The following is a 14,031-nucleotide window of genomic DNA, read 5'->3' as shown; positions in this document are numbered from 1 at the left end:
AATCTCGCGGATAAATGCAATACAGGAAAGAATGGATCAGGGATAATTAAAGCATGGAATTCGTAATTATTTCTTTGATTGTGGTGTTGGTGGTGGGTGCCTCGGCGCTTTATCTGGTGCGTCGCAATAGCACAGGGCAGACTGACGAATTTATCGGCCAAACGATTTTGGCATGGCGCAATAAAGAATTACGTAATGACGATTTTGAAGTACAAGTTTCACATGGTTCGGTAGCTGATCTCTTCGATACGTTTGAAAAAGATGAGATTTCTACTGATATTGCCGTCGAAAAAATATCAGTCGCAGTGCAAGGAGTAGCTGCTTACGCGCCGAAACTTGGGGGAAAGAAAGATCTGGCTGAAAAAATCCCTGAAATCGGTACAGATCATGCCGAAACGGTAACTGCGGAAGTGAGTGAAGATCCGCGTAATTCGCGTGATGAATCTGTTGAAACCGACGATGAATTACCCGAAACGGAAGAAAAACTCCCCAACTGAGCTGAGGCGTTTCCATTTCTTCTTACAGTGCCGATAAAATGGAGATAACTATATTCAAATTCAAGTCTTTCAAAGGATCGGCACGTGCAATTTATTCAAGAAAATTTGCTCGCACTAGTTATTGCTCTGCTTGTAGTACTTGTTGGCAGTGGCGTGGTAATAGCAGTTTGGCAGCAGAAAAATAAATCTCGCAATGAACTTCCTGCAAGCACACAGAAGCGTGCACAGCTCGAAGCGCAGGAAATCGCAGATGCACAAATTATTGAAGACGTGCCGTTAGCGGACGAACCAGGAGCTGAGAAAGGTGGAGCAGCACAAGATACTACTGCTCTGCAAAGTATTGCAGCACAATATGAAGTTCCTGAATCTGTACCATCTAGGATGCAGCGTTTGCGGGCAAGACTTGCCAAAGGTGGCGGGCTTGGGCAGTCGATCCTGGCGATTCTTTCGCGTACAGAGCTGTCCGCACAAGATTGGGAAGAGATCGAAGAAACTCTCCTGATGGCTGATGTCGGCATGGATGCTACTACTGAAATCCTGGAAAACCTGCAGCGGGAAGTGAAAGTAAAAGGTAGTGCAGATGCTGCTACCGTCAAGCAATTATTGCATGCTGAACTATTGCGCGCAGTGCAAGTTGATGCATCACGTGAGCTTGATTTGGCTCCGCGCGATCTCGTCGATGGGCAGAAACTCCCAGCTCCGATCTTAATGGTTGGGGTGAATGGTACTGGAAAAACTACTACTACCGGCAAACTTGCGCGATTGCTCGTGGCTGAAGAAAAACAGATTGTGCTGGGTGCAGCAGATACATTCCGTGCGGCAGCAGCCGATCAGCTGCAAACTTGGGGCGAACGTGTAGGCGTGCAGGTAGTACGCGCAAATCGGGAAGGCGCAGATCCTGCTTCTGTGGCATTTGAAGCAGTAAAGACGGCTTGCGATGTGCAGGCAGATGTGGTGATCGTGGATACTGCTGGGCGCTTACAAAATAAGGCCGGATTGATGGATGAGCTTGGCAAAATCAAGCGTGTGATGGAAAAGCAAGTTCCGGTGCGTGAAGTGTTGCTTGTGCTTGACGCAACTACAGGGCAAAACGGTCTGCAGCAAGCAAAAATTTTTGCTGAAGTTGCAAATATTACCGGAATTGTGCTGTCGAAGCTTGATGGAACTGCGAAAGGCGGCATCGTGATCTCTGTACAGCGCACGCTTGGCGTACCAGTGAAATTTATTGGTTTGGGTGAAGGCGCGGATGATCTTGCTCCATTCGATCCAGAAAATTTCGTTGATTCTCTGCTTGCCTGATTTACTTTTCCGGCGATGCATGAGTTTACAGATACCAGCGGGAGACAAATCTTGAAATAAATTCACAACCGTGCCCCCCCCCCCCCAAAAAAACTCAGGCAAGCGCCTCTGATAATCCCTCAATTCGTCACAAAATAAGCAATACCAAGGAAAATAGATGTTCAACTCACTTTCAGATCGAATTACAAACTCACTGCGAAATTTGCGGAAGCAAGGCCGGCTCAGTGAAGCAGATGTCGAAGCAGTCATTTCTGATATTCGGCGCGCTTTACTTGATGCAGATGTCGCGCTTCCAGTGGTTCGTTCCTTCACTGCGGCAGTGCGGGAAAAAGCTGTTGGGGCACTGGTGTCGAAAGCATTGAATCCGGCACAACAGGTTGTGAAAATCGTTAATGAAGAGCTGATCGAAGTACTTGGCGGAGAAACTCGTGAGCTGAATTGGGCGCAGCACGGTCCGACGGTAATTATGCTTGCTGGTCTGCAAGGTGCGGGTAAAACCACGCTTGCTGGAAAGCTGGGCAGATGGCTGCGTACACAAAATAAACAAACTTTGCTGGTAGCTTCCGATTTGCAGCGTCCGAATGCGGTAAATCAATTGCAAGTAGTAGGGGCGCAGGCTGGCGTAGAAGTCTGGGCGCCGCAGCCGGGTAACGGAATCGGTGATCCAGTGGAAGTGGCTCGCAGCGGTGTGGCTTACGCGCGGGAAAATGGGTTTCACGTGGTTGTGGTCGATACCGCTGGCCGGCTCGGTATCGACGAAGAAATGATGCAGCAGGCACGGGATATTCGCGATGCAGTAAATCCAGCTGAAATCTTGTTTGTACTTGATGCAATGGTCGGGCAAGATGCCGTCAATACTTCGATTGCTTTCCGTGACGGTGTTGGCTTTACCGGCGTAGTACTATCGAAGCTGGATGGTGATGCGCGCGGTGGTGCAGCGCTTTCGGTCCGCGGTGTTACCGGGCAGCCGGTACTTTTCGCATCTACTGGTGAAAAACTTGATGCTTTTGAACGTTTCCACGCTGACCGGATGGCTTCCCGAATCCTCGATATGGGTGATTTACTCACACTGATTGAGCAGGCTGAGCGCACATGGGACGCGAATGAAGCCGAAGATCTCGCTGCAAAAATGGCGAAAGGTACATTCACTCTTGATGATTTCCTAGAGCAACTTGAGCAGATGCGCAAGATGGGCTCAATGAAGAAAATTATGGGAATGCTTCCAGGCATGAATCAATACCGGGAAGCACTCGATAATTTTGATGAACGCGAAATTGACCGTCAGGTGGCGATCGTGCGTTCGATGACGAAAGCTGAACGCACTGATCCTGCGATTCTCGACGGTTCGCGCCGGCGGCGAATCGCAAAAGGTTCGGGTACGAGTGTTCCGGAAGTTAATTCCCTGATGGATCGCTTCCTTGCCGCGAAGAAGATGATGCAGCAGGTTTCGCGCGGCGGGATGCCGAATATTCCAGGAATGCCGAATATTCCCGGGATGCCGGGGATGGGCGGCGGATATACGAAGAAGCAAAAGAAAAAAGCGAATAAGCGTATTTCCGGAGGTAAAAAAGGGCGTTCTGGAAATCCGGCGAAGCGCCGGCAGCAAGAACTTGCTGCCCAGCGGGAAGCTGCGCAAGGCGGTGCTGCGAAATCTGGAAGTGCTTTCGGCAGATTACCGGCAGGCAGCCCGAGTAGTGCCCAAGATGTGGATTTGGATGCGTTGAAACAGTTCCTGCGCTGAAAAATAGTGCGGAGCGCACTGGATTTTCGAGCAGGATTCAGGGAGCGGGATGCAGCAAACTATTTAGCGCTGGAGACGGGGGTATAGATGACGATTTATCATCTCAGCGGCGAACTTCGCGGTACAGCTCTGCGGGAAGCATGGATTGCGGCAGGTGTGCTGCACCATGAAAACCCGCTTGGGAGCGGCAGCAAAAAATTCAGCGATATCGGCGCTGACGGCACAATTGCTGGCATAGCTGTTAATCTGCCTGAATCCGTCGTCGAAATAAATGGTTTTATCTATCCGGGGCTGCTTGATACACATACGCATATTGGCATGAATCATGGGGCAGCAGCGCCAAGTGATGCGCAGATGCGGCAACGGCTGGAAATTTGCGCAAAACATGGCGTAACTGCAATTCGTGATTCGGGCGGGCAGCGTAATCCGAATGAGGTTGCGTGTATCGGCTTGCCGAAAGTGATTCACTGCGGGCAGCATATTGCACGGCGGAAACGTTATACCAGATATTTAGCGGTAGAAGTGGAACCGGGTGATCTGCTTGCGGAAGTTGAAGTGCAGGCAGCGAAATCGGATGGGTGGATTAAAATTATCGGTGATTGGATTGACCGTGAACGAGGTGATCTAACGCCGCTTTGGGAAGCCGATTTACTGCAAGCAGCTGTGGAGCGTGCCCATGAGTTGGGCGTAAAAGTCACGGTCCATACTTTTGCTGCCGAGACGGTTCCAATGATTTTAGCTGCTGGTGTGGATGGAATCGAGCATGGCACCGGTATGAGTTTTGCGGAAATTGAAATGGCGCGTGAGGCAGGAATCGTCTTAACTCCGACGGTAAATCAAATTTCACGTTTCCCGGAGTTTGCTGCGGCTGGGCACAGATTTCCGGTCTATCAAAAGCGGATGCTTGGGATGGATCTTCAGCGGAGTGAACATCTGCAGATGTTTGTGGATGCGGGAATTGATTTGCTGATGGGGTCGGATACGGCAGAAGATGTGGCAGAGCGCGGGCTGTGGGTGGAATTAGAAACTGCCGTGGCGAATGGGATGCCAGCTGATACGGTGATGGCTGCAGCTTCGTGGCGCGGGCGTGAGCTCTTAGGTTTTGATACGTGGGGTGCAGGTGCCCCAGCTGACTTTGTAGTTTATGAAACTGACCCAGAGCAGGATATCACTGTTGTTTCTCGCCCGAAACACGTATTTATCGACGGGATTGAAATATTCTGAAAAATTTTACACGCATCCTGCAGCCGCGCTAAACGCAACGAAATTCTGAATGCTTCAGATAATCGATTTTTTATTGACTAAAACTAGTAATTGCATTGAAATAACAACAAATCTTGGATTAAGTTATCAACATTTGTCTATGTTGTGATGCGCATAAAGAGATTGCAGGAGAATGTCAATAAGTCTTGAGCCTTAGATCTATGACGCGATAAGCTACGCGCCATTTGGATTGCGCGTAATGCTGGGGTGTTGCTTACTCCGACGGTGAATCGAATTTCGCGTTTTTCTGAATTTGCGGTAGCTGATGGGAAGTTTCCAAGATAACGCCAGCAGATGGCGGTAATGGATGCAAGACGTAATGCGTATGAGATTTATTCAGGAGTGGCATCACATTTGCGTCGGTGGTTTGATTGCATCATTTGCGCGCATCAGCGGAACATACCCGCAGGGGATATCTTCATATGATGCCGGATCGCTGATTGGCTCGATATGGATTGCAACTTCGCAGTTCTCAAGAGCATTTTGGATCTCAGCTTCGATTTGCATCGCCAAATCATGGCCAGCCTTTACCGTCCAATCATCGGGTACCTGCATATCAAGATTTACGTAGCGGGCTCTGCCGGATACGCGGGTTTGCAACCCGTGGAATGTGATTACTCCGTCTTTTTGGAAAGTGTGCAGGATCTCGATAATGGTCGTGTTTTCTGTGGATGGGAGAGTAACGTCTAGTAAGCCAGCCAGGGCGGTGCGGATCAGCCCGATTCCAATATAGATAATGTTGAGTGCAACAGCGATGGCAAAGATCGGATCGAGAATTTGTTGACCAGTAAGCCAGATGAGCAGTACCCCAATGAGCACTCCAGCCGTCGTGATCACGTCAGTGAGCAGATGCTTGCCGTCTGCCGTTAATGCTGGTGAAGAATATTTTTGACCGCTGCGAATCAGGTAGATCCCGACGATCAGATTTACTCCTGCGGAAATTGCTGAGATGAGCAGGCCGATGCCGAAATTATTGAGCGTGACAGGATGGAGGATTCGCTCGATTGCAGAAAAGAGGATCAGCGCGGCAGCGCCGAAAATCATTGCGCCCTCGACGGCTGCCGAAAAATATTCGGCTTTTGAACGACCAAAAGTGAAGGAAGAATCAGCTGGTTTTGCCGCTATTTTTAGCGAAACTAGGGCGACCACGGCAGCGACGAGATTGACCACTGACTCCATTGCGTCAGAAAGTAAGGAAACAGAGCCGACGAGAAGATATGCGCCCAGTTTGGTAGCGATCGTGAAAACTGCGGCAATGATCGAAATCCAGGCGAAACGAGTGAGATTAGCTGATTTTCCGTCTGTGTTGGTTCTGAATAATTTCTGTTGCTTTTGCACAAAGCTATCTTCCCGATTTTTACACCGTTTTGCTAGTGTGCTGCAGATTTTGCGAAGAGGCATTACCCACAGTTCGGCAGTGCGAAAAGATAATTTTCGCACTGCCGTTAGGTGAAGTATTCGGCGATTTTTGCGGCGAAAGCAGGTGCTCGACCGATTATTGTCCAGAATATGAACAAATTTGTGCAGCGGCTGCTCGAATTGCTAGTCTCGACTTAACTCAAAAGGAAAGGAAACACCATGGCGACATCCATGATCGCGCGTTGGCGTAACTGGTTTAGTTGGCGGTCTGCCTAGCTAAATCGGCTTTTAGTTGCATGATCGCTCAACCAGAGATCATGCAGGCGCGAAAGTTTCCATAAGTAAGCCCTCAGGTCTCTGCCTTGAGGGCTTTTTTCATTGCCGCAAAGCCGCAAAAGCTAAAACACATTGAGAGAAAACGTAAATCACATACATGCAAAGAAAGATGTACTCATGAAAAAAATTAGTGCAATCGGTTCGTTTCTTATTGGCGGTTTGCTCGTGCTTGTGCTGGTAATGCCGTCTCTGCAACGCCTGCATCAACTGGAAAGCGGTACGATGCCAGCCGCGAATACTGCAAGTAAGCAGACTTCGGGATCAAAAGCAGTAGATCTGGTGCCGGAGGGATACCAGCCTGTTGGTGCAAAACGAATCACGAACAATGGAAAGACGAAAGAAATCAAAGACGGTAGAGTCCTGAAAATTGGGATGCTCCAGTTGATGGAACACCCTTCGCTTGACGATATTCGTTATGGTCTGATCGATCAGCTGGCAAAGCGCGGATATATCAACGGGATCAACCTGGAGATAGAATATCAGCAAGGTCAGGGGGATCAGAATCTGCTGAAATCTATTTCGGATGATTTTATGGCAGACGGGAAAGATCTGCTCATCGGCATCGCCACTCCAGCTGCCCAAGCATTGATGAATGCGGCGCAAGGAGAAGTGCCCGTCGTATTCGCGGGAGTTTCTGACCCCGTTGGGGCTGGCTTGGCAAATAGCCTTGCCGGCTCAGGCAAGATGGTAGCTGGATCTACCTTTGCTTCCGCAGATAAAGAAACGCTTGAATTGATCCGGCAAATTACTCCTCAGGTCAAGACTATTGGCTTGATTTACAACACTTCTGAGCAAAATGCGGCACATCAGGTGCAGGAAATCAAGGCGCTTGCTCCAGCAGCTGGTTTTACGGTCAAGGAAGCCTCGATTACAAATACAAATGAGCTGAAGCAGGTGGCAGAGCAGCTAGTTTCGCAAGTTGATGCGCTTTTTGTGCCAGAAGATAATACCATCGCAGCTGCAATGGATACGCTTATTCCCGTCACGAATGCGGCAAAAGTGCCCGTGTATACTGTGGTCGATGCGATGGTGAAAGCTGGCGGTTTAGCGACCGTAGGCTTGAATCAATACGTCTGGGGAGCCGATTCGGGAGATGTGGTAGCAGATGTGCTAGATGGTGCAGATGTGCCTTCCTTACCCGTTAACGTCAGCAATACAAAAAATACGATCGTCAATACTGATGCTGCCGCGATGCTTGGAATAACCATTCCAGAGAACATCTTGCAAATTGCCATTGATCTGGCTGCTTCGCAGAATGATAAATAGCGGAAAGGAGAAATAGACGATGGATATTATACTTTCTGCAATTTCTCAGGGCGCGATCTGGACGATCATGGGCATTGGTGTGTATATCACCTTCCGTGTATTGAATGAAGCAGATCTTACGACGGAAGCATCATTTACTTTGGGTGCGGCGATCGGAGCACAATTTCTCTTACTCGGAATGCATCCGCTGCTCGCATTACTGATCGCATTTTTCACTGGAGCTGCAGCTGGTGCAATCACGGCTTTGCTCATTACGCGGGTGAAAATAAATTCACTGCTTGCGGGCATTATTACAATGACGGGTTTGTATTCTGTGAATCTTGTATTCATGGGAAAGGCCAATATTTCGATCGCCAGTGAATACACTTTAAAGTCCTTAGTTGCTCCTTTGAATCTGCCGCGTAATGTCGATACATTACTGATCGGTGTGGTCCTGATTTTGCTCGTAGTTGGGCTGCTTGGGCTTTTTTTCCGGACAGATATGGGGCAAGCGCTTATTGCTACCGGAGATAATCCGGTGATGGCTAATGCGCTTGGGATCCCGTCAAAGGAAATGATGATGCTGGGCTATATGCTCGGAAATGGGCTTATTGCGCTCTCGGGTTATCTCGTGGCCACCGACAACGGATACGCTGATATTTCAATGGGGATTGGATCTATCGTCATTGGTCTGGCGGCAATCATTATTGGTGAGGTGCTTGTGCGGAATGTCAGTTTGCCGATGCGGCTCTTCGCGATTTTTGTCGGTTCAGTGATTTATCGCCTACTGTTGGCGCTTGTATTAGCGCTCAATATCAATACTGATCATTTCAAGCTGTTTTCAGCAATTATTCTCGGGTTGTGTCTTTCCATTCCTGCACTGCAGCAGTATTTGCGGCAAAAGCAGGCGCGGAGAGTGCATGATCATGAGGGTCACGATTTGATGAAAGGGGAAGTGCAATGAGTGTCCTTTCGCTTCGGAATATTAACAAATATTTCCATCAGCGCACTGCAGATGCTTTTCAAGCCTTAAATAATGTGAGCCTGGAAGTGCCAGAAGGGGATTTTATTACGGTAGTAGGCGGTAACGGTGCAGGAAAGTCTACTTTGCTGAATATTATTTCTGGTGTGATCCTTGCTGATTCCGGAAATGTGTATATTGATGACAATAATGTGACTAATATGCGTGAAGAAGATCGTGCCGGCCTCATTGGGCGTGTTTTTCAAGATCCGAAAATGGGGACCGCTCCGAGAATGACGGTGGCAGAAAATTTGCTGCTTGCGCAAAAGCGGGGAGAGAATCGCGGACTGCGGATTTCAATGAATGAGGCGAAGCGGAAAGAGCTTGCGGAAATTGTTGCTCCACTTGGGCTCGGATTAGAAACACGCTTAGATACACCGATTGGCGTGCTCTCTGGAGGGCAACGGCAGGCAATCGCATTATTGATGGCATCACTGAAATCACCGCGCTTGTTTTTACTTGATGAACATACCGCTGCACTTGATCCGAAAACTGCGAGGGTAGTGCTTGATTTAACCAGGAAAACGATTGCAGAGAAAAGATTGACTGCGTTTATGATCACTCACCATTTGAAAGATGCTCTTGAACTAGGGAATCGGATGATCGTGATGAATCATGGCAAAATCGTGCATGATTTCTCGGCAGCGGAAAAAGCGCAGTTGAGTGCCGGAGAGCTCTATGAGATGGTCGGAGAATTAGAAGCGAAGATCTGAGATCAAATGAGCGCAAAAGAGTTCGGTATTTGATGACGAATGAGATCGGGGTGTGCGTGGAGCAAATCCCGATCTCATTCGTTTAATTGCGCAAAGTTAAATGAAATGCTTTCGTATTTCGGATGATGCAATGATTTTTGCTGGGCAGAGCAGCGTCAGTTTTTTAATTTCGGCATGATATGCCATAGCACTGCATTGATTATCCCGATCCAAATTCCACCGGCGACGGCCCACCAGAATCCATCTACTACGAGTCCAAGAGACAAATGTGAGGTGATCCATGCCGTCAGCATTAACATCAGGGCGTTTACTACGATGAAGAATAAGCCTAGGGTCAAAATATAGAATGGTAGCGAAAGTAGTTTCACGATCGGGCGTACCACCATATTTACAATTGCTAATGCTGCCCCTGCAAGCAGGAAATAAACTAAGCGTTGGATTTCGATGGAAGTATCGGCAAGGAAGGATTCTGGGCGCACCTCGCCTGCAAGGCGGATACCAGAGAGAAATAAGGTAGTTATCCAAAGGGCGGCTGCGTTTATTGCTGAAGTAATTAAGAATCGCATGAGTCAAGTCTAAGTGATGGTGGGTTGAGATTCATTGTGCCAAGCTGGCAGTGAACGATGCGGAAGAAAAGTGCAAATTTTGAAAAAGAATCTGGCTGGGGATCTTTTCTCGTAGATCAGTCGTCAATACGTGCGGTACCCGTTGCGACATCTACGATCACTTCGGTGTCGTCGGTAAATTCGATGTGGTATTCGGTGCGTCCGTCGTCGCTATCGAGTGACCAACTGGCAATTTTGCCTGCATGTACTGTGAGTGCTAACTCTATTGCACGTTCAGGGGTCATCGGTGCAGACGGGTTTACTGCTGCCGGCGATCCTGCTTCATGTTCAGATTTTTGTTTCAAAACATTGCCGGATTTCGCATCAATATCGATATCCCATTGTTTATCACCATTGCGAGTTTTTACTTCGTAAACATGCTGATTTGGGCGTTTATTTTCTTTATCGAGAGAAATACCAGTGAGTTCTCCTCCGCCGGAAACTTGCTTTGCTTTCGCGGCTGCCTGATCTGGCGAAATTGCAAGCTGCTCTTGATGTAGATCTTGTTTTGTGGATTTGCTTTGCTCCGTGCCATTTTGATCTTGTTGATCTTGCGCAGACCCTGCTGCTTCGTTTGTAGCGAGTGAGATTTTTTCAGTTTTCGCTTGCTTTGAATCTGCGAGATTCCCGCAAGCCGTTAGAGCTAGTACTAAAATGGTGGAAAGAGCAACTAATTTCCGCATCTATTTTTCTCATTTCTTCTTCGCGTATCCGAAGCTGGTTTCCATTTTCAGATCTTCTTAAGAAACTATACCGGGAGCAGCGCGTGAAAATCGCGTTGACAGTGTGATTTAGCGGCCAGCTAAGAGCTGGATCAGTGCAACGTGAGGCGTTCCACCCAGGATCGGAGATAATTTAGTTAACATTTTTCATTCATCTCTGGCAGAATTAGTTGATGTACTTAAAGCGGAATCGAGCCCCTCTCAAACTCGATTGTGCTTAGAGTTCGGGCAATACGAGAATGAAACCCACCATTTGATGTTGCGCCCACCGAAATAGAAACAAGGAGTGACCACACAAGTGGCAGTCAAAATTCGTTTGAAGCGTATGGGTAAGATTCGCGAAGCGATCTACCGTGTTGTTGTTGTTGATTCTCGCAAGAAGCGTGACGGTCGAGTGATTGAAGAAATCGGTTTCTACAATCCAAATACCAATCCGTCAATTATTGACATCAACTCAGAACGTGCACGTTACTGGATTTCAGTTGGCGCACAGCCATCAGAGCCGGTACTCGCACAGTTGAAGATCACTGGTGATTGGCAAGCGGCAAAGGGTCTTGAAGGTGAATCCACTCTTCGGGTCTTTGAAAAGGTAGATGCCCAGAAGGCGCGTGAGGAAGCTGTCAAGGCAGTTCAGGACGATGCGGAAAAGCGTCGTGCTGAAAAGGCGGCAGCTCGCGAAAAGGCAGAAGCTGAAGCGAAGGCTGCTGCGGAAGCAGCTGCAGAAGTAGCTTCGGAGTCTAGCGAAGCTGAGGAAGCATAATGCTAGCGCAAGCACTTGAGCATCTTGTTCGCGGGATTGTGGATAACCCGGATGACGTGGAAGTTTCCGCGCGGAATAATCGGCGTGGTGAGCTTCTCGAAGTTCGAGTTAATCCAGAAGACCTCGGGCGTGTGATCGGTCGGAATGGGCGCACCGCGAAAGCTCTTCGTTGTGTGATCAACGCACTTTCCACCCGTGGCTCGGTACGTGTTGACGTGATCGAGACGGATCGATAAATAATGCTTATCTGGAAGCCCGCACGATACTGTGCGGGCTTCTGTTTTTCAGAAAATAGTTGATGATCAAAATATGAATTTACGTCTCGAAACGCGTAAATTTTGGAAAATTTCTGTTGAAAATCTTTTCCAAGGATCTCGAAAGGCTTACATTGCAACTTACTGTCGCGATAATTGGCGCAGCTCATGGGCTAAAAGGAGAAGTCAAGCTAGATTTACGTACAGACGTACCCGAGCAGCGAATTCAGACTGGCTTAGCTTATGAAACTGATCCGGCAGATTTTGGTCCGCTCGAAATCGTCAATGTGCGAAAATACAAGGAATCAGTATTTGTGAAATTTGCACAGATAACTGACCGTTCGGCGGCTGAGTCTTTGCGCGGAGTAAAGCTCGTCATTGAATCTGATGAAATTGAGGCCGAGGCGGACGCCTGGTATCCACACGAACTTATTGGCTTAGAAGCGCTTGATCCAGAAGGCTATGAACTTGGTATCGTGACTGGTTTGCAGCCGATGCCAATGCAGGATCTGCTGATCGTAACGGAGCAAGATGGCAGAATGGTGCAAGTACCATTTGTGAAAGAAATCGTGACGGAAGTTGATATCGATGATCACTGCGTAGTGATTGATGCTCCTCCGGGGCTCTTTTCGGAAGATGAACTTGAAATTGTGATCAGTGACGGCGGTGCCGCAGAATAATGCGTTTTGATATCCTCACGATTTTTCCAGAATTTTTTGATTCGCTAGCACTCTCATTGGTCGGAAAAGCACAGCAGCGCGGTCTGATTGAAATCGGTGTGCACAATCTCCGTGATTGGACTTTTGATGTGCATCACACTGTAGACGATACTCCTTTCGGCGGCGGTGCTGGCATGGTGATGAAAGCCGATGTCTGGGGTGCGGCAATCGATTCGCTTACCTTGCAGGGTGATGATCCGTTAGCGGCGCGGGATTTTCCTGCAGATCCCCAAAAGATTGTGCTGGCGATCCCATCACCAGCAGGAAAACAACTTCAGCAGGCAGATTTGCACCGGCTTGCGCAAGCATCGCAAGTGGTGCTCGCTTGCGGCCGTTACGAAGGTATTGATGCGCGTATTGCGCAATATTATGGCGCGAAACCCGATTTTCAGGTTTTTGAATTTTCGCTTGGTGATTATGTGCTAAATGGCGGGGAAGTAGCGGCTATTGCGCTGATCGAAGGCATTTCGAGGCTATTGCCGGGGATGGTTGGAAATCCACAGTCGCTGGTGGAAGAATCGCATGGTGCGGCAGGTTTGCTTGAATATCCGAACTATACGCGCCCAGGAGATTTTCGCGGGATCCCGGTACCAGAGATCTTAACCTCTGGAAACCACGGTGCAATTGCTCGCTGGCGCAAAGATCGTGCCCTTGAACGCACTGCCTGCAGCCGTCCCGATTTGATCGAAAAACTCAATGCTGCCGATCTTGATCGAAAAGACCGGTCTAAACTTGCTGAGCTTGGTTGGTTTATCGCGAAAGAAGAATTGCATCCGGTAAAACTAAAATATCGCCGGGCAGCAGTAGCAGACGCTTTCCGGCTTAGTGAATTTGCGATGCGTACATGGCCAGATTCGTGTCCGACGGGGATGGATCAAACTGTGATCTCCCAGTATATTGCAAAAAATCTGGATCCGTCTGCATTTGAAAAATACCTCGCAGATCCGTTGCGGTTTCTGGTGTATGTGGCTGAAGTAGAAACTGCTGGAAGCAGTGTAACTGCAGGTGCGGGTGAAATTGCGGCGTATGTTTTGATTGAGATCACTTTTGAGCAAGACGGTGTGGTAGATGCCCACGATGGAGCGCCGGTTGATTTTGCTTATGCAGATATTCAACGCGATGGCCCGCTGATTTATCTTTCAAAGTTTTATATTGCGCGCAATTGGCGCGGGAGCGGGATTTTTAAGCAATTTGCAAACTGGTGCTTTGCCCAAACAGCAGCCGTATTAAGCGATTTTCCGCAGCCGTATATCTGGTTACTGACGGATATTGGCAATCGACATCAGCAGCGGGCATACCGTGCAATTGATTTTGCGCATTCTGGGAAGTGCCAATTTAGCATCGGTGATGTGTCCAACACAGATGTCACTATGGTTCGTCCGTTGAATATGGCAAAATAGGAACGTCTTGTCGCTATATGTGTAAAGCCTGCCGCAGGGGGATTGCACTTCAGGCAAGTTTTGTCCATCGGAATAAAATGAATTCAGTTTCCTGGAT

Annotated in this window: 14 protein-coding genes; 11 read left to right on the top strand and 3 right to left on the bottom strand. The window is 48.4% G+C overall.

The features are described from left to right. Positions 1-53: 53 nt before the first annotated feature. The 4 genes from J2S36_RS03265 (at position 54) to J2S36_RS03250 (ending at position 4,761) form a co-directional block, all read left to right on the top strand. The gene (locus J2S36_RS03265; RefSeq protein WP_309955507.1) at positions 54-497 is read left to right on the top strand and encodes a hypothetical protein; all 444 of its coding nucleotides are present in this window, start codon (positions 54-56) and stop codon (positions 495-497) included. A 93-nt stretch (positions 498-590) separates the two neighbouring features. After that, positions 591-1,796 (top strand): signal recognition particle-docking protein FtsY, encoded by a 1,206-nt coding sequence (ftsY, locus tag J2S36_RS03260; RefSeq protein ID WP_417281544.1) that lies wholly within the window; start codon positions 591-593, stop codon positions 1,794-1,796. 157 nt (positions 1,797-1,953) lie between these two features. Beyond that, entirely contained in the window at positions 1,954-3,537 is a 1,584-nt protein-coding gene (gene ffh, locus J2S36_RS03255; RefSeq protein ID WP_309955500.1) for a signal recognition particle protein, read from the top strand. An 87-nt stretch (positions 3,538-3,624) separates the two neighbouring features. After that, positions 3,625-4,761, top strand: coding sequence for an amidohydrolase family protein (locus tag J2S36_RS03250; RefSeq protein WP_309955497.1), 1,137 nt, complete (start codon positions 3,625-3,627; stop codon positions 4,759-4,761). A gap of 387 nt (positions 4,762-5,148) precedes the next feature. Here J2S36_RS03250 and J2S36_RS03245 read toward each other — a convergent pair whose 3' ends face one another. Beyond that, a complete protein-coding gene (locus J2S36_RS03245; protein ID WP_309955495.1) occupies positions 5,149-6,138 on the bottom strand; it encodes a cation diffusion facilitator family transporter in 990 nt (329 codons plus the stop codon). Between the two features lie 474 nt (positions 6,139-6,612). Here J2S36_RS03245 and J2S36_RS03240 point away from each other — a divergent pair, with 474 nt between their 5' ends. The 3 genes from J2S36_RS03240 to J2S36_RS03230 are packed head-to-tail and all read left to right on the top strand — an operon-like array spanning position 6,613 to position 9,474. Further along, positions 6,613-7,761, top strand: a complete 1,149-nt coding sequence (locus J2S36_RS03240) for an ABC transporter substrate binding protein (RefSeq protein WP_309955492.1) — start codon at positions 6,613-6,615, stop codon at positions 7,759-7,761. Positions 7,762-7,780: 19 nt separating this feature from the next. Further along, positions 7,781-8,704 carry an ABC transporter permease gene (locus J2S36_RS03235; RefSeq protein WP_309955489.1) on the top strand — a complete coding sequence of 308 codons (924 nt, stop codon included), beginning with the start codon at positions 7,781-7,783 and terminating at the stop codon, positions 8,702-8,704. Continuing rightward, positions 8,701-9,474, top strand: coding sequence for an ABC transporter ATP-binding protein (locus J2S36_RS03230; protein ID WP_309955486.1), 774 nt, complete (start codon positions 8,701-8,703; stop codon positions 9,472-9,474). The genes J2S36_RS03235 and J2S36_RS03230 overlap by 4 nt, the downstream gene beginning before the upstream one ends. Positions 9,475-9,629: 155 nt before the next feature. Here J2S36_RS03230 and J2S36_RS03225 read toward each other — a convergent pair whose 3' ends face one another. Next, positions 9,630-10,040, bottom strand: coding sequence for a phage holin family protein (locus tag J2S36_RS03225; protein ID WP_309955483.1), 411 nt, complete (start codon positions 10,038-10,040; stop codon positions 9,630-9,632). Positions 10,041-10,156: 116 nt separating this feature from the next. After that, positions 10,157-10,762: a PepSY domain-containing protein gene (locus J2S36_RS03220; protein ID WP_309955480.1), complete on the bottom strand. Its 606-nt coding sequence runs from the start codon at positions 10,760-10,762 to the stop codon at positions 10,157-10,159. Positions 10,763-11,099: 337 nt separating this feature from the next. Between J2S36_RS03220 and rpsP the strand changes: the two genes are divergently transcribed. The 4 genes from rpsP to trmD all read left to right on the top strand — a co-directional run bounded on the left by rpsP (position 11,100) and on the right by trmD (position 13,934). After that, a complete protein-coding gene (gene rpsP, locus J2S36_RS03215; RefSeq protein WP_309955477.1) occupies positions 11,100-11,561 on the top strand; it encodes a 30S ribosomal protein S16 in 462 nt (153 codons plus the stop codon). Next, complete coding sequence (locus tag J2S36_RS03210; RefSeq protein ID WP_309955474.1) at positions 11,561-11,797, top strand: RNA-binding protein; 237 nt, start codon at positions 11,561-11,563, stop codon at positions 11,795-11,797. The genes rpsP and J2S36_RS03210 overlap by 1 nt, the downstream gene beginning before the upstream one ends. Before the next feature lie 152 nt (positions 11,798-11,949). Next, a complete protein-coding gene (gene rimM / locus J2S36_RS03205; protein WP_309955471.1) occupies positions 11,950-12,495 on the top strand; it encodes a ribosome maturation factor RimM in 546 nt (181 codons plus the stop codon). Then, positions 12,495-13,934: a tRNA (guanosine(37)-N1)-methyltransferase TrmD gene (gene trmD, locus J2S36_RS03200; protein ID WP_309955468.1), complete on the top strand. Its 1,440-nt coding sequence runs from the start codon at positions 12,495-12,497 to the stop codon at positions 13,932-13,934. The genes rimM and trmD overlap by 1 nt, the downstream gene beginning before the upstream one ends. The last annotated feature ends 97 nt before the right edge of the window (positions 13,935-14,031 follow it).

Origin of the sequence: Arcanobacterium hippocoleae (assembly GCF_031456295.1) — a bacterium.
Classification (GTDB): domain Bacteria; phylum Actinomycetota; class Actinomycetes; order Actinomycetales; family Actinomycetaceae; genus Arcanobacterium_A; species Arcanobacterium_A hippocoleae.
This window is presented reverse-complemented; position numbering and strand designations above follow the sequence as displayed.

Bases quoted from the DNA above. Each gene is read 5' to 3' on its own strand.
- J2S36_RS03265 (WP_309955507.1), top strand. From the start codon at position 54: ATGGAATTCGTAATTATTTCTTTGATTGTGGTGTTGGTGGTGGGTGCC.
- ffh (WP_309955500.1), top strand. From the start codon at position 1,954: ATGTTCAACTCACTTTCAGATCGAATTACAAACTCACTGCGAAATTTG.
- J2S36_RS03240 (WP_309955492.1), top strand. From the start codon at position 6,613: ATGAAAAAAATTAGTGCAATCGGTTCGTTTCTTATTGGCGGTTTGCTC.
- trmD (WP_309955468.1), top strand. From the start codon at position 12,495: ATGCGTTTTGATATCCTCACGATTTTTCCAGAATTTTTTGATTCGCTA.
- J2S36_RS03210 (WP_309955474.1), top strand. From the start codon at position 11,561: ATGCTAGCGCAAGCACTTGAGCATCTTGTTCGCGGGATTGTGGATAAC.
- J2S36_RS03230 (WP_309955486.1), top strand. From the start codon at position 8,701: ATGAGTGTCCTTTCGCTTCGGAATATTAACAAATATTTCCATCAGCGC.
- J2S36_RS03225 (WP_309955483.1), bottom strand. From the start codon at position 10,040: ATGCGATTCTTAATTACTTCAGCAATAAACGCAGCCGCCCTTTGGATA.
- J2S36_RS03235 (WP_309955489.1), top strand. From the start codon at position 7,781: ATGGATATTATACTTTCTGCAATTTCTCAGGGCGCGATCTGGACGATC.
- J2S36_RS03250 (WP_309955497.1), top strand. From the start codon at position 3,625: ATGACGATTTATCATCTCAGCGGCGAACTTCGCGGTACAGCTCTGCGG.
- J2S36_RS03220 (WP_309955480.1), bottom strand. From the start codon at position 10,762: ATGCGGAAATTAGTTGCTCTTTCCACCATTTTAGTACTAGCTCTAACG.